16 protein-coding genes and 1 tRNA gene are annotated in these 18,582 nt (G+C 66.1%); 9 read left to right on the top strand and 8 right to left on the bottom strand.

What is annotated here, in order from left to right:
* Positions 1-2 precede the first annotated feature (2 nt).
* The 3 genes from ACFQB0_RS05775 to ACFQB0_RS05765 form a co-directional block, all read right to left on the bottom strand.
* Positions 3-971 (bottom strand): FKBP-type peptidyl-prolyl cis-trans isomerase, encoded by a 969-nt coding sequence (locus ACFQB0_RS05775; protein ID WP_386728669.1) that lies wholly within the window; start codon positions 969-971, stop codon positions 3-5.
* Positions 972-1,034: 63 nt separating this feature from the next.
* A complete protein-coding gene (locus ACFQB0_RS05770; RefSeq protein WP_386728666.1) occupies positions 1,035-2,036 on the bottom strand; it encodes a tRNA (adenine-N1)-methyltransferase in 1,002 nt (333 codons plus the stop codon).
* Complete coding sequence (locus ACFQB0_RS05765; RefSeq protein WP_386728663.1) at positions 2,033-2,722, bottom strand: HAD family hydrolase; 690 nt, start codon at positions 2,720-2,722, stop codon at positions 2,033-2,035. Before ACFQB0_RS05765 ends, ACFQB0_RS05770 begins: the two co-directional genes overlap by 4 nt.
* Before the next feature lie 102 nt (positions 2,723-2,824).
* Between ACFQB0_RS05765 and ACFQB0_RS05760 the strand changes: the two genes are divergently transcribed.
* On the top strand, positions 2,825-3,733 hold the full coding sequence (locus ACFQB0_RS05760; protein ID WP_386729684.1) for a proteasome assembly chaperone family protein: 909 nt from the start codon (positions 2,825-2,827) through the stop codon (positions 3,731-3,733).
* 46 nt (positions 3,734-3,779) lie between these two features.
* On the opposite strand, the gene ACFQB0_RS05755 is transcribed toward ACFQB0_RS05760, so the two are convergent.
* Together ACFQB0_RS05755 and ACFQB0_RS05750 are read right to left on the bottom strand one after the other, a co-directional pair.
* Positions 3,780-4,634 (bottom strand): undecaprenyl-diphosphate phosphatase, encoded by an 855-nt coding sequence (locus ACFQB0_RS05755; protein WP_386728660.1) that lies wholly within the window; start codon positions 4,632-4,634, stop codon positions 3,780-3,782.
* Between the two features lie 21 nt (positions 4,635-4,655).
* Positions 4,656-5,987, bottom strand: a complete 1,332-nt coding sequence (locus ACFQB0_RS05750; protein WP_386728658.1) for a M20/M25/M40 family metallo-hydrolase — start codon at positions 5,985-5,987, stop codon at positions 4,656-4,658.
* A gap of 105 nt (positions 5,988-6,092) precedes the next feature.
* Between ACFQB0_RS05750 and ACFQB0_RS05745 the strand changes: the two genes are divergently transcribed.
* Positions 6,093-6,176 (top strand) — tRNA-Leu (locus ACFQB0_RS05745).
* 67 nt (positions 6,177-6,243) lie between these two features.
* On the opposite strand, the gene ACFQB0_RS05740 is transcribed toward ACFQB0_RS05745, so the two are convergent.
* Complete coding sequence (locus ACFQB0_RS05740; RefSeq protein WP_386728656.1) at positions 6,244-7,149, bottom strand: DnaJ domain-containing protein; 906 nt, start codon at positions 7,147-7,149, stop codon at positions 6,244-6,246.
* A gap of 125 nt (positions 7,150-7,274) precedes the next feature.
* Between ACFQB0_RS05740 and ACFQB0_RS05735 the strand changes: the two genes are divergently transcribed.
* The 4 genes from ACFQB0_RS05735 (at position 7,275) to ACFQB0_RS05720 (ending at position 10,189) form a co-directional block, all read left to right on the top strand.
* Complete coding sequence (locus ACFQB0_RS05735; protein ID WP_386728653.1) at positions 7,275-8,054, top strand: hypothetical protein; 780 nt, start codon at positions 7,275-7,277, stop codon at positions 8,052-8,054.
* Positions 8,055-8,177: 123 nt separating this feature from the next.
* Positions 8,178-9,017: a slipin family protein gene (locus tag ACFQB0_RS05730; RefSeq protein ID WP_386728651.1), complete on the top strand. Its 840-nt coding sequence runs from the start codon at positions 8,178-8,180 to the stop codon at positions 9,015-9,017.
* Between the two features lie 379 nt (positions 9,018-9,396).
* On the top strand, positions 9,397-9,831 hold the full coding sequence (locus ACFQB0_RS05725; RefSeq protein WP_386728648.1) for a hypothetical protein: 435 nt from the start codon (positions 9,397-9,399) through the stop codon (positions 9,829-9,831).
* A 67-nt stretch (positions 9,832-9,898) separates the two neighbouring features.
* Positions 9,899-10,189: a hypothetical protein gene (locus ACFQB0_RS05720; RefSeq protein WP_386728645.1), complete on the top strand. Its 291-nt coding sequence runs from the start codon at positions 9,899-9,901 to the stop codon at positions 10,187-10,189.
* A 132-nt stretch (positions 10,190-10,321) separates the two neighbouring features.
* Here the strand turns inward: ACFQB0_RS05720 and ACFQB0_RS05715 are convergent, their stop codons facing one another.
* Complete coding sequence (locus ACFQB0_RS05715; protein ID WP_386729681.1) at positions 10,322-11,296, bottom strand: IS1595 family transposase; 975 nt, start codon at positions 11,294-11,296, stop codon at positions 10,322-10,324.
* A 60-nt stretch (positions 11,297-11,356) separates the two neighbouring features.
* On the opposite strand from ACFQB0_RS05715, the gene ACFQB0_RS05710 reads away from it, so the two are divergent.
* From ACFQB0_RS05710 to ACFQB0_RS05700, 3 genes are all read left to right on the top strand, one after another.
* Complete coding sequence (locus ACFQB0_RS05710; protein WP_386728643.1) at positions 11,357-12,973, top strand: Y-family DNA polymerase; 1,617 nt, start codon at positions 11,357-11,359, stop codon at positions 12,971-12,973.
* Positions 12,973-16,380 (top strand): error-prone DNA polymerase, encoded by a 3,408-nt coding sequence (locus tag ACFQB0_RS05705; protein WP_386729678.1) that lies wholly within the window; start codon positions 12,973-12,975, stop codon positions 16,378-16,380. Before ACFQB0_RS05710 ends, ACFQB0_RS05705 begins: the two co-directional genes overlap by 1 nt.
* A gap of 67 nt (positions 16,381-16,447) precedes the next feature.
* Complete coding sequence (locus ACFQB0_RS05700; protein ID WP_386729675.1) at positions 16,448-17,287, top strand: DUF3097 domain-containing protein; 840 nt, start codon at positions 16,448-16,450, stop codon at positions 17,285-17,287.
* A 150-nt stretch (positions 17,288-17,437) separates the two neighbouring features.
* Here the strand turns inward: ACFQB0_RS05700 and ACFQB0_RS05695 are convergent, their stop codons facing one another.
* The gene (locus tag ACFQB0_RS05695; protein ID WP_386728640.1) at positions 17,438-18,550 is read right to left on the bottom strand and encodes a VIT1/CCC1 transporter family protein; all 1,113 of its coding nucleotides are present in this window, start codon (positions 18,548-18,550) and stop codon (positions 17,438-17,440) included.
* Between the last annotated feature and the right edge of the window lie 32 nt (positions 18,551-18,582).

The following is an 18,582-nucleotide window of genomic DNA, read 5'->3' as shown; positions in this document are numbered from 1 at the left end:
GATCAGCCGACCCCGAGGATGTCGACGACGAAGATGAGAGTCGCGTTCGGTGGAACGGATCCGGAACCCTGCTCGCCGTAGCCCTGGTCGGGCGGGATCACGGCGATGACCTGTGAACCGACGGTCTGTCCGATGAGCGCGTCGGCGAAGCCTTTGATCACGCCCTGCGTCGTCGCCGTACCCTCTGCAGCCGGGAACTGGGCCGGAGACCCGCGGTCCCAGCTCGAGTCGAACACGGACTTATCGCCCCACAGCACACCCGTGTAATGCACGGTGACGAGAGCGCCCTCCTTGACCTCCTCCCCGTTGCCCTTCTTGAGCACGGCGACCTCGAGATCGGTCGGCGCGGCACCCGAGGGCACGGTCACCCCCGGGGCACCGTTCGGCGCGAGGACGACGGCCGGGAGGCTGTCCTGAGCGGGCTGGTCCGCGCCGTTGGCGCGCGTGAGATAAGCCTTGTCCACGTCGATGACGAAGACGATCGAGTCGTCCTTGCCGATGCCGAGCTGGTCGTTGCCCTTATCGCCGAAGGCGTCGGCGGGCGGCACGACGACGGTCACGCGCGAGCCCTCGGTCGCGCAGAGGAGACCGTTCTTCACACCGGGAAGGATCGACTTGTCTGCGAGGGCGAAAGAGACCGGCTTCTTGCCGTCGTAACCTGTGGCGTCGATGATCTCACCCGAGGTGCCGTTGTAGATCGTCCAGTCGATCGAGACCTGCTGGCCCTCGACAAGGCCGGGACCCTTGCCTGCGCTGACCTCGGTGCGTTCGGTCACATCCGTCTTGATGGGCGTCGGCATGTCGACCTCCGGCTTGGAGCCGAAGTCTCCGCTGACCTTCACCACCTTGGATGCATCGCCCGATTTCACGGTGCTCTCGCAGGAGCCGGCCGTGTCCTGACCCGCGCTGCATGCGGTCAGCGACAGGGTCAGCAGTCCTGCGGTTGCGATCAGTGCGGAAAACGTGCGCACAGCTCCTCGTTTCACTTCTTCTCAGGGATGCTCGGTCAATGGTGCGTGAGGTACTCGAAAAGCCTAGTCGGCGTCGAGGCCGCGAGCCTTGGAAAGTGCTGCACCCGAGCCGGCTGCCCGAACCCGCTTGCGCAAACTCTTCGGGCTCACTGTACGCTCACCAAGTGCGCCGGGGGTCCAGGCCTCGACATCCTCGTCGCTGAAGTCCGACTTGGACGGCCGCCGTTTGAGCTCGGGGAGCACGGTGTCGGGAGCGAGACGACGCGCCGTGAGCAGGAACCCCGTGTGCCCGATCATCCGATGGTCTGGACGGACGGCGAGACCTTCGACGTGCCAGCCGCGCACCATCGTCTCGCTCGACTGAGGGTTCGTGTACGCTCCCGAGGCGCGAACGGTCTCGGAGACCCGCGACAGCTGGGTGACGGTCGCCACATAGCAGAGCAGCACTCCCCCGGGCTTGAGAGCCTCGGACACCGCCGGCAGACACTCCCACGGGGCCAGCATATCGAGCACGACGCGGTCGACGGATGCGGCGCCTGCCGTCGCGGGAAGGATCTCGGACAGATCACCGATGGCAATCGACCAGTTGTCCGGGTCGTAGCCGAGAAAGGTGGCGACGTTGCCGCGAGCGACGTCGGCGAACTCGTCGCGTCGTTCGAACGATACGAGGCGACCCTGCGGACCGATCGCACGCAACAGCCAGAGCGAAAGCGCCCCAGATCCGACCCCGGCCTCGACGACTGTCGCACCGGGGAAGATGTCGGCGAGGGCGAGAATCTGCGCGGCGTCCTTGGGGTAGATGATGGCGGCACCGCGCGGCATCGACATCACGAAGTCGTTGAGCAGAGGCCGTAGGGCGAGATGCTCGACTCCGACGTTGTTCGTGACGACCGAAGCATCCGGCAGACCGATGATGGCGTCGTGCGCGAGGACGCCGCGGTGCGTGTGGAAGACCTTGCCCGGCTCGAGCGTGATCGTGTTGAGCCTGCCCTTCGGGCCGGTGAGCTGAACACGGTCTCCGGCCCGGAACGGGCCACTGCTCTGCGGAAGCTCCGAGACGCTCACGGAGCGACCACGCCCTCGACGGCGGGGCGGGTCCGGAACACGGATGCGAGATCGGCGATCGTGCGGTCTCCGAGCGAATCCCACAACGTATACGCATCGCTCTCGGGCAGGGCAAGGTGGTGCGGAACCCCGATCGCGACAGCACCGGCGGCCACCGCGGACGCCAGCCCGGGAACCGAGTCCTCGATCGCCACGCAGCGGCTCGTATCCACGCCCAGGAGCATCGCGCCCGTCAGATAGGGCTCCGGGTGCGGTTTGGCGTTCTCGACCGAGTCTCCGGCGACGACGACGTCGAAGGCGGGAAAACCGATGAGTCCCGAGATCTGGTCAGCCATCCGCCGCACCGACATCGTAACGAGCGCGGTCGGTACCCCGTTCCGGCGCAGCTCGGCGAGCAACTCTCGGGCGCCGGGACGCCAGGGGACGCCCGCGCGCTCGAGCTGCTGTTGCACCCGGTCCGTCAGCGTTTGCACGATCGCATCCGGCTCCATGTCGACCCCTGCGGACCGGAGGATCTCCGCCGAGGCCCAGAGCCCTGAGCCGACGAGCTTCATGCAGTCCGCGTGCGTCCACACACCGCCGAAGGACTCGACGAGCTCGGTCTCCGCGCGCATCCAGTAGGGCTCGGTGTCGACGAGAGTGCCGTCCATGTCCCAGAGGACAGCGGCGGGGAAGTCTGTGGTCACGGAGGTCAAGTGTAGAGGGCAGGTCTTATCCTTGACTGAGGGTCGGCCGACCGCCGACATGTGATCGAATCGGGGACATCCGCAGTGACAGAGGGCAATGGCATGCTGAACGGGCGCATCCTCGTGGTGGCGTTCGAGGGCTGGAACGACGCCGGCGAGGCCGCTTCCGGAGCGGTGCGCTCTCTCAAGGACGAACTCGATATGACCGAGATCTTCGCCGTCGACCCTGAACTGTACTTCGACTATCAGTTCAACCGTCCGACGATCGCTGCGGAAGACGACGGCCTGCGACGTCTCAGCTGGCCTGGGACCGTGCTCTACGCTCCCACCGTCCCCGGCGCCCCGGCCGAGTCGCTCGCCGCAGATGCCCAGTTGAATGTGAGCGGCGCGAACTCCGGCAACATCTACCTGTTGCTCGGAACGGAGCCGTCGCGCACCTGGAAGGGATTCGCGTCGGAAATCATCGACGCGGCCCTCGCCGCCGATATCGGTGGGATCGTCTTCCTCGGTGCGATGCTCGCCGATGTTCCGCACACCCGTCCCATCTCGATCTTCGTCTCGAGCGAGAACGCCCAAGTGCGTGCGGAACTCGACGTCGAGCGGAGCAGTTACGAGGGTCCGGTGGGGATTCTCAGCGTGATCTCGGATGCCGCCGAGAAGGTGGGCATCCCGACGTTGTCGATCTGGGCATCCGTGCCGCACTACGTGCACAACGCGCCCTCCCCCAAGGCGATGCTCGCACTCGTCGACAAACTCGAGGAGATCATCGACGTCGTCATTCCCCGCGGTGATCTGGTGAACGAGGCCGCCGCCTGGGAGGCGGGAATCGACGCCCTTGCGAGCGAGGACGAGGACATGGCCGCGTATATCACCCAGCTCGAGCAGGCTCGGGACACGGTCGACTCCCCCGAGGCGAGCGGCGAGGCGATCGCCCAGGAGTTCGAGCGTTACCTACGACGCCGTGGAGATGGCCGCTCCGACGAACCTTGGCGCCCGCCGAACACGACGTGACGCTACCGACGGCTCGCGCCAGCCAGCATGCGCCAACGGAGCTGCGTCAGGCAGTGAGGGCGCCGGCCGAGAGCAGTCCGATGAGAACCCCGCCGAGCAGGATGCGGTAGAGCACGAACGGCAGAAAGCTGTGCCGCGAGATGTAACTCATGAAGAACGCGATCACGAGGAGCGCGACGGCGAAGGCGACGACGGTTGCCACAAGGGTCTCCGCAGGGCCGAAGATCTCCGGCGGGCAGCTCTCCGACCCGGCGCCGCAGGGATCGGCGATGGAGTTGTAGACCTGGTAAAAACCACTGCCGAAAACGGCGGGGATCGCGAGCAGAAAGGCGTAACGGGCTGCCGCACGGCGCTCGTATCCGAGGAAGAGCCCGGCCGTGATCGTGCCACCGGAACGCGAGACGCCCGGGATGAGGGCGAGGGCCTGCGCGAAACCGAAGACGACGCCATGACCGTAGCTGAGGCTCTTGAGCCGACGGTTCTTGGCACCCACCCAGTCGGCGATGCCCAGCAGGACGCCGAAGACGATGAGCATGATCGCCGTGATCCAGAGGTTGCGCAGCGTCGTCTCGATCTGGTGCTTGAACAGGATGCCGAGGATCACGATCGGCAGCGAGCCGATGATGATGAGCCAGCCCATGCGCGCATCGGGGTCGCTGCGCGGGACCTTGCCGACGAGCGCCTTCGCCCACTGTCCGATGATGCGCACGATGTCGCGCCAGAAGAAGATGACGACCGCGAGCTCTGTGCCGATCTGGGTGATCGCGGTGAATCGCGCACCCGGGTCGGCGCCCGTTCCGAGGAACTCCCCGACGATGTGCAGGTGCGCGCTCGAGGAGACGGGCAGGAACTCGGTCAGGCCCTGGACCAGGCCGAGAATGATCGCGTTGATGAAGTCCATTGGCGGGTCGCTCTCCTGCGGCTAGTAGTTCATCAGCAGGTCTGTGAGCACCCGCCTGCCAAAGACTAGTGCGTCAAGTGGCACACGTTCGTCGACACCATGGAACATCGCCGGAAAATCCAGGTTGTTTGGCAGCTGAAGTGGAGCAAATCCATAGCCTGTGATGCCCAGAAGGCTCAACGCCTTGTTGTCGGTTCCGCCCGAGAGCAGATATGGCAGCACAGGCGCGCCGGGATCGTGCCGTTCTATGGTCGCAGTCACGGCGTCGACGAGAGGGCCGCTGAACGGCGTCTCCAGCCCGATGTCGCGGTGCATCACCGTGATCTCGACATCGGGCCCGACGATCTCCTGCACCTCCGCGAGCACGGCGTCCTCCTCGCCGGGAAGAGAGCGGATGTCGATGAGCGCCTCCGCCGTGTCGGGGATGACATTGTGCTTGTAGCCGGCGTTGAGCACCGTCGGGTTCGCGGTGGTGCGCAGCGTCGCCTGGATGAATCCGGACGCGGATCCCGTTGCGAGCGCGAGTTCGTCTGGACCGACCTTCTGCGGGTCGACGTCGAGGATACGTGCGATCTCCTCGAGCAGCTGGGTCGTGGTGTCGGTGAGCCGGATGGGCCATTCCCGGCGTCCGAGTCTCGCAACGGCCTCGGCGAGCTTCGTGATCGCGTTGTCATGGATGAGGCGCGAGCCATGGGCGGCACGGCCGTGGGCGACGAGCTTGACCCAGATGAGGGCCTTCTCGCCCGTCTGAAGCAGGTAGGCGCGTTTTCCCCCGAGCTCGATCGAGTATCCGCCGACCTCGCTGATCGCCTCGGTGGCGCCCTCGAACAGCTCGGGGTGGTTCTGCACGAGATAGTGGGAGCCCTGCACTCCCCCTGCCTCCTCGTCGGCGAAGAACGCGACGATGAGATCCCGCTCAGGCTGCTTGCCCGCGGCAAAGATGTCCTGCAGCGATACGATCATCATCGCGTCCATGTTCTTCATGTCGACGGCGCCGCGCCCCCACAGCAGGCCGTCCCTGATGACGCCCTCGAACGGGTCGACGCTCCAGTTGGCGGGATCGGCAGGCACGACGTCGAGGTGCCCGTGCACCACGAGGGCGGGTTTGTCGGGATCGCGCCCCTCCACACGGGTGACGACACTCGTGCGGCCGGGATCGGCGTCGAAGAGCCGGGGGGTGAGTCCGAGCGTCGTGAGATGTGCCGCAACATACTCGGCGGCCTCCGTCTCACTGTTGGCGCGACCTTCGCCGTAGTTCGAGGTGTCGAATCTGATGAGGTCTCGCGCGATCACCGCTGTCGCATCGAGCTCCGTCGTCGCGGCTGTCACGGAGATTCCTGAGGTCGGCACCATGGACTCACGCTACCCGACGGCATGAACCCGGCCACGCGGATGCCCGTCATATTTCGTGCTAATGTCTTACTTCGGGCCGCGAGGAATCGCATCCCGAAAACACATGCGCGGGTGGCGGAAATGGCAGACGCGCTAGCTTGAGGTGCTAGTGCCCTAACGGGCGTGGGGGTTCAAGTCCCCCCTCGCGCACACTGTGTTGAGACAGTCCGTGTCCATGACACGGTGAAAGAGCCGGATCGAGAGATCCGGCTCTTTTTCATCGCCTCTGGGCGAAGACGATCCGTTGCCGCAGCATCAGCTGAGCCTCGTGCAGTGCGTCATCGGTGCTCGGCGCGAGCCCCGGTAGCCCGGTGCCGAGCACGAAAGCGAGACGGGAGCGGGGTACGAGCAGCACCGGGGTCGCACGGTCGCGAACGGTCTCGACCTCCTGGGCGATCGATGGATCGTCGGCGAGCACGATCACGATGGCCGTGAATCGTATGCCGACGCCCGCGGTGAACGCCTCTGCTCGGCGGCGGAACTCACGCACCGGCCGTTCGACACGGGTGATGCCGTCGTCGATGACGAGGTCGCCATGCCGCACGAGCACGGGAGGCTTCCATGTCGTCGTCTGAACCGCGAAGAGGCCGGCCGGACCGAGCACGACATGGTCGATCTTGTCACCGGTGCCGACCACGGCCGCATCGTTCCAGAACGTGAAGCCCTGATCGAGTGAGCCGAGGACCAGTGCGGTACGTTCCTCTGCCCGGGCGCGCAGCAGCCAGTCCTGGATCTCAGCGGGCATGGCTCTGGCGATCTCTCTGCTGTACGGGTTGGGGGGAAGCGCGGGAACCCCGAGCCGACGGCGCACACCCGCGAGATACTGCTCCCTGGCGAATCCGCCGGGACGTCCATAACCATGGGCGCGGGGAGGCGGGGGCGATGCCGCATGCCGAGGAGCGCGGCTCGCCGGACCCGCACGGTCGTAGCGGGTACGCCGCTCCGGTTCACCGAGTCGTTCCCATGCCAGCAGCAAGAGCTGGAACCGCGCCGTCTCCCCGCCCATGTCCGGGTGGGTCGTGCGCAGGAGCAGCCGGTAGGCGCGCCGCAACTCGTCTTGCGATGCGGATGCCGGGACCCCGAGCACCGCATAGGCGTCTGTGTACGGCGACCACTCGGACATCCTTAGATTATTTATGGCCTTGGCGGGTTCGGCAATCCGCGTCGGGACACGGTGATGCCCGTCGTCATGGACGGGCGGAGCCTGCTCCGATTGATTTTATCGAAGATATATTCGAATATGGATTCATGTCCATGCACGTTGTCGCGCTCTCCCCCGGTGGCGACTCAACCGAGCCGTCATCGCGCGCGGTCGCGACGACGGCTCCGGCATCGGCTCGGCGAAGAGCGTCGGCCTCGCCGGATGTGCGGGAACTGCAAGCCCGCATCCGGGGCATGCAGACGAGCAGACTCGACGCCAGGGCCCTGCCGACCCTGCCCGCCATTGCGGGTGTGCTGCCCGGTGGCGCACTGCGGCAGGGTTGCAGCTACTCGATCGACGGCTCGGTGACGCTGGCCATGGCGATGCTGGTGGCTCCGTCCTCGAATGGGGCATGGTGCGGTGTGGTCGGCGTTCCGGACTTCGGGGCAGAGGCCGCGGCCCGGTTCGGCATCGATCTCGAACGGCTCGCACTCGTCCCTCACCCCGGCGAGCAGTGGCTGGCCGCCACGGCTGCCCTCGTCGACGTGCTCACCGTCGTCGTCGTGCGGCCACCGCGACGCGCGAGCGACGCGGAGGCCGCACGCCTCGGCGCCCGCCTGCGCCAGCGCGGCGCGGCGCTCGTGGTGCTCGGAGACTGGCCACAGAGCGAGGCGAAGCTGAGTGTGAGCGAAAGCGAATGGACAGGTCTCGGTTCCGGTCACGGCTACCTCACCGGGCGAGAGGTCACCGTGACGGCGACCGGACGCCTCGGTCTCGACAGGCCGCGCAGCGCACGCCTGTGGCTGCCGGACACCACTCAGGGCTTTCGAGCGAGCAACGGGGATGCCCTGGCGTCGCATGCCCAGGCGGGTGCCGCCACGGCCTGACAGTGCGTGCCTCGCGCAGCCGCCGATGCATGTTCGTAATCGCTGGCGCACGCCGTGCAACGGAGGGACAATTAACGAAGACGGTACGACCATGTCGGTCGGCGTCTTGGAGATGAATCTCTTATGGCCATTCAAATCACCATTCTCATCGTCGTTCTCATTCTGCTCGTGATCCTCCTGACCGCGGCGGTGAAGGTCGTCAAGCAGTACGAGCGAGGCGTCATTCTGCGATTCGGGCGACTGTACACGACCAAGTCGCCCGGGCTGCGGTTCATCATCCCGATAGCGGACGTGCTCCACAGGGTGTCGCTACGGATCGTGACCCTGCCCATCCAGTCGCAGGGCATCATCACGCGAGACAACGTCAGCGTCGGGGTCTCCGCTGTCGCCTATTACCGCATCGTCGACCCCGTCAAGTCGGTCGTCGCCATCGAGAACGTGAACTCGGCTATCGACCAAATCGCCCAGACCACTCTGCGCAAGGTCGTCGGCCAGCACACTCTCGATGAGACGCTCGCCGAGACGGAGGCGCTCAACCTGAACATTCGGGAGATCCTGGATGCCCGCACCCTCGACTGGGGTGTCGAAGTGACGCTCGTCGAGTTGAAGGACATCCTGCTGCCCGACTCGATGAAGCGGGCGATGGCCAAGCAGGCCGAGGCCGAGCGCGAGAAGCGCGCGAAGATCATCAACGCCGAGGGCGAGGCGCTCGCGGCCGCGGCACTCGGTGACGCGTCGGATACCATGATGGCGCACCCGATCGCGCTTCAACTGCGCAATCTGCAGAGTCTCGTCGAGATCGGCGTCGACAAGAACACCGTGGTGGTCTTCCCTGCCCCGCTCATGAGCACGATCGCCGAACTCGGCACCTTCCTGGCACGAGAGTCCTCGGCCGGCTCACGAGGAGACGGCGACCTCGTGCAACACCCCGCGAAATCGCGCGCGAGGCCGGAGGCGGTCTGATCCCCGTCACCCGCGCCGCGATCCTCTCGACATGGTGCGCATGGGGCAATCGGCAAACCTTGGCACGGTTGAATGATTCGAATATATATATTCTGGGTATCTGTTTAGGTGAAGTGAGCTTAGATCGCGGCACCTCGGTAGCCGCATGCACAGGCTTTCGGGTGCGCACGAAACGCTGCGGCTGTAACGAGCGGACGCGTTTGCCCGCCAAAGAACCGACTTGCACGGCTCCAGGGTGACTAGGTGACCAGGTGACCAGGTGACCAGGTGACCAGGATGAAGTGGCGGCTGGTACGCAGTCAATCCCGCGACGGGAGACGTTTTCGTTCCGGGAGAAACCGACATTTGGGTCGGCGAGCCGTCTGGCGCGGTCGGACCGATGCTTCTTGATCCGGTCGACTGGGCTCAATGCCACACCTTCAACAATGCCAGCTGGGTCATCATCGACTATCCATTGTGGTGGGACGGGGTGAAGAAGACCATGAAGCTGAAATGCGGCATCAGCGGTACTTCTGGTTGGTTCCACATCCGCGACGGCAAGATGGACCAGTGGAAGGGTCGAATTACCCAGGCAACACCGGGCGCAAACACCGACCCTTGGGACGATCTGATGTGGTGGGGCGCAACAATGTCGCTCGACTATCCCTACTCGAACTCGGGTCCCACCAACGGGAAGGTCTGTATGACCACTCAGATCGATATGTACAACCTCAACACCCAGTCGTTTGTTTACAGCTTCTTCCCGACGTACTCCTGGTCGATCACCGATGACCGGTTGGTCACCGCCATCCCCTCCACCAATCCAGGATGCTAAGACGATAGGAGCTGCGGTGAATAGTTCGCCTCAGCGCGCGACCGTCCGCCTCTTCAATGATGGGCCGATGAAGTGGCCACTGTGGTTTCAGAGTGAAGTCGCAGACGACCGCAAACAACAGCCCATTTCGGAAGCTCTGGCGGGTGAGTTGCTGGATTGGACCCGCTTCTATCGCGAGCATTACGACGCGCAGCGGGTCGATGAGTGGGACAGCAACGAGAACGTCGTGCGCTACAACGAGATTGGTCGAGCTATCGCGGGACGCGTGGCAGCCGACCTCGGCTCGGACTACCGCGTTCTCTTGCAACTCCAGCGAACGGGAACTGAACCACAGAGGTGGATCGAAGTGGACGTCTAGCATCTGATTCGACGCGCAGCAGGGGCCGAGGATGCAACTCGGCCCTATTGCGCGCGCAGCGCCCCTTCGAGCCGTCGCTAGAGACTGTGGAAAGAATCCCTGGTCGAGGGGCCCAGCCCGCTCGACTTCCCGTCAACCCCAGGCAGAAGTCGTGAAATACGGGTTCGATTCGGGATCAAGGAGATCTTGGAGCGGGTGCGGGTCAGTCTGCACGGCTTGCTGGAGCAGCTGGTAGAAGAGCAGTCCGCGGCTGGTCGCGTCGCGGCGGTTGAACCGGAACGTGAACTCGTCGAGGTAGTAGGGCAGCTGGTGCTCGGCGACGCCGTAGTGCAGTGTGCCGGTCAGCCAGCGTTTCAGTAGTGACGCCGTCAGATGCACGCCGGGCAGCACCGCGCTCGGGTCGGGGGCGTTGTATCCGGTGGCGTACTCGTGGGTGTAGCCCAGCTCGCCGAGCCGGCGCATCATGCGGGCGCCGTCGGTATGGATGGTCGATCCTTCGGCGACGGTGTTCTGCGCGAAGGCGACGAGCCCGAGAGTGTCGGGCCGGGCCGCGAGCCCGAGCCGGATCCGTCCGAGCTTGCGGCCCGGGCCAGGCTTCTCGACCGCGACCATTACGACGGCCTTGCCCGAGCTCGCCCCGTTATGCCCAACACTGACACCGCCGATGAAGGTCTCGTCCACCTCGACGACGCCATGGAGCAGATCCCGTTCCGGGCGCACCATCGCGCGACGGAGCTTGTGCATCCACGCCCATGCGGTCTCGTACGATTTCAGGCCGAGCACTCGGTGCAGGCTCTGCGCGGACATCCCGTTCTTCTGCGACGCCACGAACCAGACCGCCGCGAACCACGTCGACAAGGGTGTCCGGGTCCGGTGGAAGATCGTGCCCGCGGTCACCGACGTGCGCCGCGAACAGGCACGGCACATCCACAAGCCCGCGCCCGTGAGCCAGAACGACCGACCCTGGCACTCGGGGCAGACGAACCCATCCGGCCACCGCAACCGCGCCAGATACGCCAGGCACGCCGCATCATCCGGGAACCACTCACGCAGCTCCTGAAACGTCCGCGGATAGTCAACACCACCGACGGGATGGGCAGATTCGATCACGAGACAAGACTACTTCACCTAGACAGATACCCAGAAACTATGTTCGAATATTGACGTATGTCCCTCTCGGAGCCTCTCACCCGCACGATCGTGCTCTGGTGCCCGGACTGGCCGGTCGTCGCGGCGATGCAGGCCACAGGGCTCGACGCGGAGTTGCCTGTCGCTCTCGTCGAGAACGGCCTCGTCTTCGCCTGCTCCCCCGCTGCACGGCGGGAAGGAGTGCGGCGCGGACTGAAGCTCCGCGAGGCGCAGTTCCGCTGCGCCGAGCTTCTTCTGCTCCCCTACGATCCCGTGCACGACGGCCGTGCGTTCGAGCCGGTCGTCGCGCGAATCGAACAACTCGTTCCCGGAGTCCAACTCTTGCAGCCGGGAACGTGCGCGATCCGGGCGCGCGGCCCTGCCCGTTACTACGGCGGTGAGCAGCAGGCGGCGGAAGCCCTGTTGCGCTGCCTCGAGCAACTCGGGGTGCCCGATGCGCGGGCCGGTGTCGCAGACGGTCCATTCGCCGCCGAGCATGCCGCACGGAGCGCTGGCCATCGACCGGGTTCCGCTCACGTTCGCATCGTGCCAAGCGGTGAGTCGTCTGCTTTCCTCGCTCCCTTGCCCCTGGACATCCTCCTCGACGAGCGACATGCCACGCTGCTGCATCGCCTCGGCGTGCATGTGCTCGGGGACTTCGCCGCACTCCCCGCCGCCGATGTGCAGCGCCGTTTCGGAGCGGAGGGTGCGCACGCGCACGCCATCGCCGGCGGACACGACGGTCGGACTGTCACGGCCCGCACCCCTCCGAAAGACTTCGACGCGGTCGCCGTGTTCGAACCGGCACTCGACCGCATCGACCAGGTGACCTTCGGGTTCCGGACCTCTGCCGACGAATTCATCGAGGCGCTGACCCGCTCGCGTCTCGTCTGCACGACGGTGCGGGTGGAGGTGCGCACAGAATCCGGCGAGAGCTCGGAACGCAGTTGGCGGCATCCGCACTGGTTCACGGCCGCAGACGTCATCGATCGCGTGCGCTGGCAACTGCAGGGCAGCGGAAGCACCGAGCGCAGCCTGGGTTCGGGTGTGACGCAGGTGCGTGTGAGTCCCGAACGTGTCGACTCGACGGGCAACCATGAAGCGGGCCTCTGGGGCTCAGGCCCCGACGAACGAGTCCACCATGGTCTGACTCGGGTGCAGAGCATGCTCGGACACGAAGCTGTGGTCACCGCGGTCGTCGGAGGCGGGCGGATGCTGGCCGAACGGCAGATCCACGTCCCGTGGGGTGACGAGCCTCCGCGGGAGGCGATGGTGCTCGCGGAGTCACGACCGTGGCCAGGAAGCCTTCCCGCGCTCGCACCGGCGACCGTCTTCCAGGAGCGGCACACGGTCGGTCTGCTCGATGACCGAGGCAAGCCGATCGAGGTCGACGAGCGTGGCACCCTCAGCGGCACACCCGCCGTCCTCTCGCCAACAGGGGAACAGGACGAGCACCGTCGGCTGCGAGCCTGGGCCGGACCATGGCCCGTCGTCGAGCGGTGGTGGGATCCGACATCCGCACGCCTGCTCTCCCGGTTCCAAGTGGTCGACGACGATGGCATCGCCTGGCTGCTGGTGTGCGAGAGGGGCGGTGGTGCCGGGGAGACTCCCGACGCGGGGATCCGGCAGTGGTGGGCAGAAGCGCGGTACGACTGATGGGCTGGAACAATCCGGCGACCCCGTGGTCGGAGTTCGAACGCACCCTCTCCGACGATCCGCGCCCAGACAGGCGACGGTCGTACGGCGATGGAGGCGACGCTTCCGGCTGGTCGCGCAAGCGGGACGCCTATCGACCGAAGCCGATCGACCGGTCGCCGGCGGAGTCGCTCGTTCCCTATGCCGAGTTGCACGTCCACTCGCACTACAGCTTTCTCGACGGAGCGAGCTCCCCCGAGCAGTTGTTCGAGGAGGCGACCAGGCTCGGTCTGCACGGCATCGCACTCACCGACCACGACGGCTTCTACGGAATCGTGCGCTTCGCCGAGACGGCCGAGAGCTACCCACGGGTCAAGACCGTGTTCGGCGCCGAGCTCTCGCTCGGACTCGACCACCCGCAGAACGGTGTCGCCGATCCACTGGGCAGCCATCTGCTGGTGCTGGCGCGCGGCGAAGGCGGCTACCACCGGCTCGCGGCTGCGATCACCTCCGGGCAGCTCGACGGTGAGGAGAAGGGTCGCCCTGTCTACGATCTCGACGAACTCGGCGAGCGGGCGGGCGGTGAATGGCTTGTGCTGAGCGGATGCCGCAAAGGCGGTGTGCGTCAGGCGCTCGCCGCCGACGGCGCCACAGCAGCGGTGCGCGAACTGGACCGCCTCGTGCAGCGTTTCGGACGGGACAACGTGGCCGTGGAGCTGTTCGATCACGGGCATCCGCTCGACAGCAGCATCAACGACGCGCTCGCAGAGCTCGCAGCCGAGGCCGGTCTGCCCGTCGTCGCCACGAACGCCGTTCACTACGCGACCCCGGGTGAGCATCGACTCGCCGCGGCGCTCGCGGCGGTGCGTGCCCGACGCAGCCTCGACGAGCTGGACGGCTGGCTGCCCGCCTCTCCCTCCGCCCATCTGCGCAGCGGCGCCGAGATGGCTGCCCGCTTCACACGCTTCCCCGGAGCAGTGACCCGCACGGTGGACTTCGCCGACGAGCTCGCCTTCACTCTCCGCAGCGCCCGGCCGCACCTGCCACGACAGGAGGTTCCCGCTGGGCATACGCCGATGAGTTGGCTGCGCGAGCTGGTCTGGCGTGGTGCCGCGAAGAAATACCCCGATCGACTCGAGCAAGTGCGGGAACGCATCGAGAACGAGCTCGCGGTCATCGAGGCGAAGGACTTCTCCGGCTACTTCCTCATCGTCTACGACATCGTGCGCGAGGCCAGAAGCCGTGGCATCCTGTGCCAGGGGCGCGGTTCGGCGGCGAGCTCGGCTGTCTGCTACCTGCTCGATGTGACCGCTGTCGACGCCATCTTCTACAATCTGCCGTTCGAACGGTTTCTGTCCAGCATGCGCGACGAGGAGCCCGACATCGACGTCGACTTCGACTCCGATCGACGCGAGGAGGTGATCCAGTACGTCTACGAAACGTACGGCAGGCACAATGCCGCTCAGGTGGCGAATGTGATCAGCTACCGGCCTCGAGCCGCGGTGCGCGACATGGCGAAGGCGCTCGGCTACAGCGCGGGCCAGCAAGATGCCTGGTCGAGGCAGATGGAACGCTGGGGAGGCAGCATCTCCGACACCGACCACGACGTGCCAGGCCCGGTGCTGGACCTCGCCGCGCAGGTGATGACGTTTCCACGCCACCTCGGCATCCACTCCGGCGGCATGGTGCTCACCGACCGCCCGGTGGGCGAGGTCTGCCCGATCGAGCACGCCCGCAAGGAGAATCGCACCGTTCTGCAATGGGATAAGGACGACTGCGCCTGGATGGGGCTGGTCAAGTTCGACTTGCTCGGCCTCGGCATGCTCGCCGCTCTGCAGTACTGCTTCGACCTCGCGCGGGAGTCTCTCGGCGAGGACTGGACCCTCGACGCCATCCCCAAGGAGGAGGCCGGCGTCTACGACATGCTGTGCCGGGCGGATGCGATCGGCGTCTTCCAGGTGGAGAGCCGTGCCCAGATGGCGACGCTCCCCCGGTTGAAGCCGCGCGAGTTCTACGAGCTGGTGGTTGAGATCGCTCTCATCCGGCCGGGCCCGATCCAGGGCGGCGCTGTGCATCCTTACATCCGGCGCAAGACCGGCAAGGAGGCCGTCACCTACCTTCATCCCTCTGTGAAACCGGTGCTCGAGCGCACCCTCGGCGTGCCACTTTTTCAGGAACAGCTCATGCAGATGGCGATGGTGATCGGTGGGTGTACCGCGGAGGACGCAGACCAGCTCCGTCGGGCGATGGGCTCGAAGCGTGGCGTCGAGAAGATCGGCAGGCTCAAAGACAAGCTCTACGCAGGCATGGCAGCGAACGGCATCACCGAAGAGGTCGCCGACAATGTCTACGGCAAGATCGAGGCCTTCGCGAACTTCGGCTTCGCCGAGAGTCATTCCCTCAGCTTCGCCCTGCTCGTCTATGCGAGCTCCTGGCTCAAGCTCCACTATCCCGCCGCGTTCCTCGCGGCGCTGTTGCGCGCCCAGCCGATGGGGTTCTACTCGCCGCAGACGCTCACGGCGGATGCGCAACGGCACGGTGTCGAGGTGAGGCGTCCAGACATCCTGCGTTCGACCGTGCACGCCAGCCTGGAGCTTCACGACGGCGTGTCGGCGGGGCCGACCGGAAGGCCGGAGTGCCTGGATCGGATCCAGCCGCCGGTGCCGAAGGACTTCGACCGCTCGACGCCAGACGAGACAGGTGCACATCGACGGGATGCCGCCTTCGTCGTGCGGCTCGGACTCGCAGACGTCACTTCGATCGGCGTTCCACTCGCCGAGCGCATCGTCGACGAACGGGAGTCTGGAGGCCCCTATGCCAGCATGGCGGATGTCGCACGTCGGGTCGGCCTGAACACGGAGCAGCTCGAGGCGCTCGCCACCGCCGGCGCGTTCGGTTCACTCGGCCTGGAACGACGTGAGTCCCTCTGGGTCGCCGGCGACGCGGCGCAGAACAGGGCGAGCTACCTCGAGGGATCTGTCGTCTTCGTGCAGCCGCCGTTGCTCCCGATGCTGAGCGAGGCCGAGCAGATGAGCTACGACCTCTGGGCGACGGGGATCTCCCCGGGCGATCACCCTATCCGCCATGTGCGGAAGGCTCTCGGGGAGCGCGGAGTCGTTCCGATCGATCGGCTGACCACCGCGGAGTCCGGGCGGCGTGTCGAAGTGGGCGGAGTGGTCACCCACCGGCAGCGTCCGGCGACGGCGAGCGGGATCACCTTCATCAACATCGAGGACGAGACCGGGATCCTCAACGTGATCGCCGGAGTCGGCGTCTGGAACCGTTACCGCAAGATCGCCCGTGAATCCCCGGCACTCCTCGTACGCGGCATACTCGAACGCTCGGATGACGGCGTCGTCAACCTCGTGGCGGATCGTTTCGAGACCCTCGGCGTCGCAGCACGCATTCGGTCGCGGGACTTCCAATGACGGTTTCGAATCGCCGTCCGTGCGCCTGCCCAGTCATCGACGGAGAAGCGGTTAGCCTCGATCGGTGATGAACGACAGATACGGTTCCGACGTGCTCTTCGGAGATTGGCGTGCCGTCGGTCGCACGACGATTCCGCAGCGCGAGGCTGTGCGAGATCTCGTGATCGAAGAGGCCGCGACGGGATTCTGCGGCGCCGTCGTGCGGGTGGAGAAGAACATCGTCACGCTCGAGGACCGCTTCGGCAAGCATCGTCTTTTTCCGCTCGGGCCCGGTTTCCTGATCGATGGGGACCCCGTCGTGCTCACACCCCCGAAGGCGCAAGCACCGGCCGGGCGTGCGCGCACCGCATCCGGCTCGTTCGCAGTGGCGGACGCCAAGGCGCGCGTTGCCCTGCCCAGCCGGATCTTCGTCGAGGGCCGCCACGACGCGGAGCTCGTCGAACGGGTGTGGGGTGCCGATCTGCGCGTCGAGGGCGTCGTCGTGGAGTATCTGGAGGGTGTCGACGATCTCGACGCGATCGTGCGCGAGTTCGCTCCGAGCGTGGGGCGACGGGTCGGTGTGCTCGTCGACCATCTCGTTCCCGGATCGAAAGAGAGCCGTATCGCCGAAGCGGTTGCGGAGGGGCCATTCGGCGCGCATGTGCTCGTGGTCGGGCATCCGTACGTCGATATCTGGCAAGCGGTGAAACCCGGACGGATCGGTCTCGAGCAATGGCCGATGGTTCCTCGATCGATCGAGTGGAAGCACGGCATCTGCGAGGCGCTGGGTTGGCCGCACGAGGATCAGGCGGACATCGCCAGGGCTTGGCAGCGCATTCTGGGTCGGGTCCGCAGCTATGCCGACCTGGAGCCGACGCTCCTCGGACGGGTGGAGCAGCTCATCGACTTCGTCACGGTTCCGGCCTGACCCGCTGTAGCCGGTGGTTCGGGATGGCACATCCGCATGACCCGAGCCACCCCGACCGAGCCACCGACAGATTCCAAGGCCTGCACACTTGAACGCGGCGTTCCTGCGGAATCGGCGCTCCGCTCACGAGTGACCACATCAGCCGGTCGGCTACCCCAGCGTCGTGCCGAAGAGGAGACCCAGCGCATAGGTGACCGCGGCGGCTCCGAAACCGATCGCAAGCTGACGCAATGCCCTGCGCAATGGCGGCGCTCCAGAGAGCAGTCCGACGACCGCGCCCGTGATCGACAACGCGATTCCCACCAGGACGACCGACACGATGACGGCAATGAGGCCTTGCAGTCCGAGGAGATACGGCAATACGGGGATGAGCGCACCGGACGCGAAGAAGCAGAAGCTGGAGAGAGCGGCCCCGATTCCGGTTCCGATCGCCTCGTGATCATCGGCCCGGTCGATCGGGCCGGTTGCGGGAGCGGACTCCTTCGCGTGGATCCCGGCGATCACGCGTGCTGCCCGGGCTGTCGCCTGGCTCTCGGCCATTCCACGCGCCCGGTAGACGAGGGCGAGCTCATTGGCGTTGACGTCGAGGTCTGGCAGCACAGTTCGAGCCCCCGGGTCCGGAGCGGAGGCCTCGAGCAACTCTCGTTGCGAGCGCACCGAGACGTACTCGCCCGCACCCATCGACAGCGCGCCGGCGAGCAGGCCGGCGACACCAGTGAACAGCACGACGCTGTTCGGGACACCCGACGCGCTGATGCCGAGCACGAGCGCGAGATTGCTGACGAGGCCGTCGTTGGCACCGAAGACCGCCGCTCGAAACGTTCCGGACAACCGCTTGCGCCCACGCGCCGCAAGACCCCGCACGACTTCTTCGTGAATCCGCTCGTCAGCCGCCATGGCGGCCGTCGCATGCGGGTCGTCGGCATACGGCGAACGGCTCTCGGCGCGCTGAGCGAGAGCGAGCACGAAGATCGACCCGAAGCTGCGGGCCAGAAAGCCGAGGCCACGGGTGCGGATGTCGGCCTTGACCGATGTTCCTGCATCGTCGCCGAGCATGACCCGCCAGTGCTTCTCGTGGCGTCTCTCCGCTTCGGCGAGGGCGAGCAGTATCTCGCGTTCCTCTCCGCTGCGCCGCTCGGCGAGTGCCAGGTAGACGCTCGCCTCTGCGCGTTCGTTCGCGAGGTACTGTCTCCAGCGACGCAGTTCCGAGGGGCCGGCCTGGAACGCGGCGGGGTCTGAGGTTGCGGGCGTGTCGGTACCCATGTGCGGCGGAGCCTCCTGTGGGACGGGACGAG

It is taken from the genome of Luethyella okanaganae (assembly GCF_042660285.1).
GTDB lineage: Bacteria > Actinomycetota > Actinomycetes > Actinomycetales > Microbacteriaceae > Luethyella > Luethyella okanaganae.
This window is presented reverse-complemented; position numbering and strand designations above follow the sequence as displayed.

What these genes read in the sequence shown, in the direction of transcription:
- ACFQB0_RS05760 (WP_386729684.1), top strand. Translation starts at nt 2,825, where the DNA reads ATGCTGAACGGGCGCATCCTCGTGGTGGCGTTCGAGGGCTGGAACGAC.
- ACFQB0_RS05755 (WP_386728660.1), bottom strand. Translation starts at nt 4,634, where the DNA reads ATGGACTTCATCAACGCGATCATTCTCGGCCTGGTCCAGGGCCTGACC.
- ACFQB0_RS05750 (WP_386728658.1), bottom strand. Translation starts at nt 5,987, where the DNA reads ATGGTGCCGACCTCAGGAATCTCCGTGACAGCCGCGACGACGGAGCTC.
- ACFQB0_RS05740 (WP_386728656.1), bottom strand. Translation starts at nt 7,149, where the DNA reads ATGTCCGAGTGGTCGCCGTACACAGACGCCTATGCGGTGCTCGGGGTC.
- ACFQB0_RS05735 (WP_386728653.1), top strand. Translation starts at nt 7,275, where the DNA reads ATGTCCATGCACGTTGTCGCGCTCTCCCCCGGTGGCGACTCAACCGAG.
- ACFQB0_RS05730 (WP_386728651.1), top strand. Translation starts at nt 8,178, where the DNA reads ATGGCCATTCAAATCACCATTCTCATCGTCGTTCTCATTCTGCTCGTG.
- ACFQB0_RS05725 (WP_386728648.1), top strand. Translation starts at nt 9,397, where the DNA reads ATGCTTCTTGATCCGGTCGACTGGGCTCAATGCCACACCTTCAACAAT.
- ACFQB0_RS05720 (WP_386728645.1), top strand. Translation starts at nt 9,899, where the DNA reads ATGAAGTGGCCACTGTGGTTTCAGAGTGAAGTCGCAGACGACCGCAAA.
- ACFQB0_RS05710 (WP_386728643.1), top strand. Translation starts at nt 11,357, where the DNA reads ATGTCCCTCTCGGAGCCTCTCACCCGCACGATCGTGCTCTGGTGCCCG.
- ACFQB0_RS05705 (WP_386729678.1), top strand. Translation starts at nt 12,973, where the DNA reads ATGGGCTGGAACAATCCGGCGACCCCGTGGTCGGAGTTCGAACGCACC.
- ACFQB0_RS05700 (WP_386729675.1), top strand. Translation starts at nt 16,448, where the DNA reads ATGAACGACAGATACGGTTCCGACGTGCTCTTCGGAGATTGGCGTGCC.
- ACFQB0_RS05695 (WP_386728640.1), bottom strand. Translation starts at nt 18,550, where the DNA reads ATGGGTACCGACACGCCCGCAACCTCAGACCCCGCCGCGTTCCAGGCC.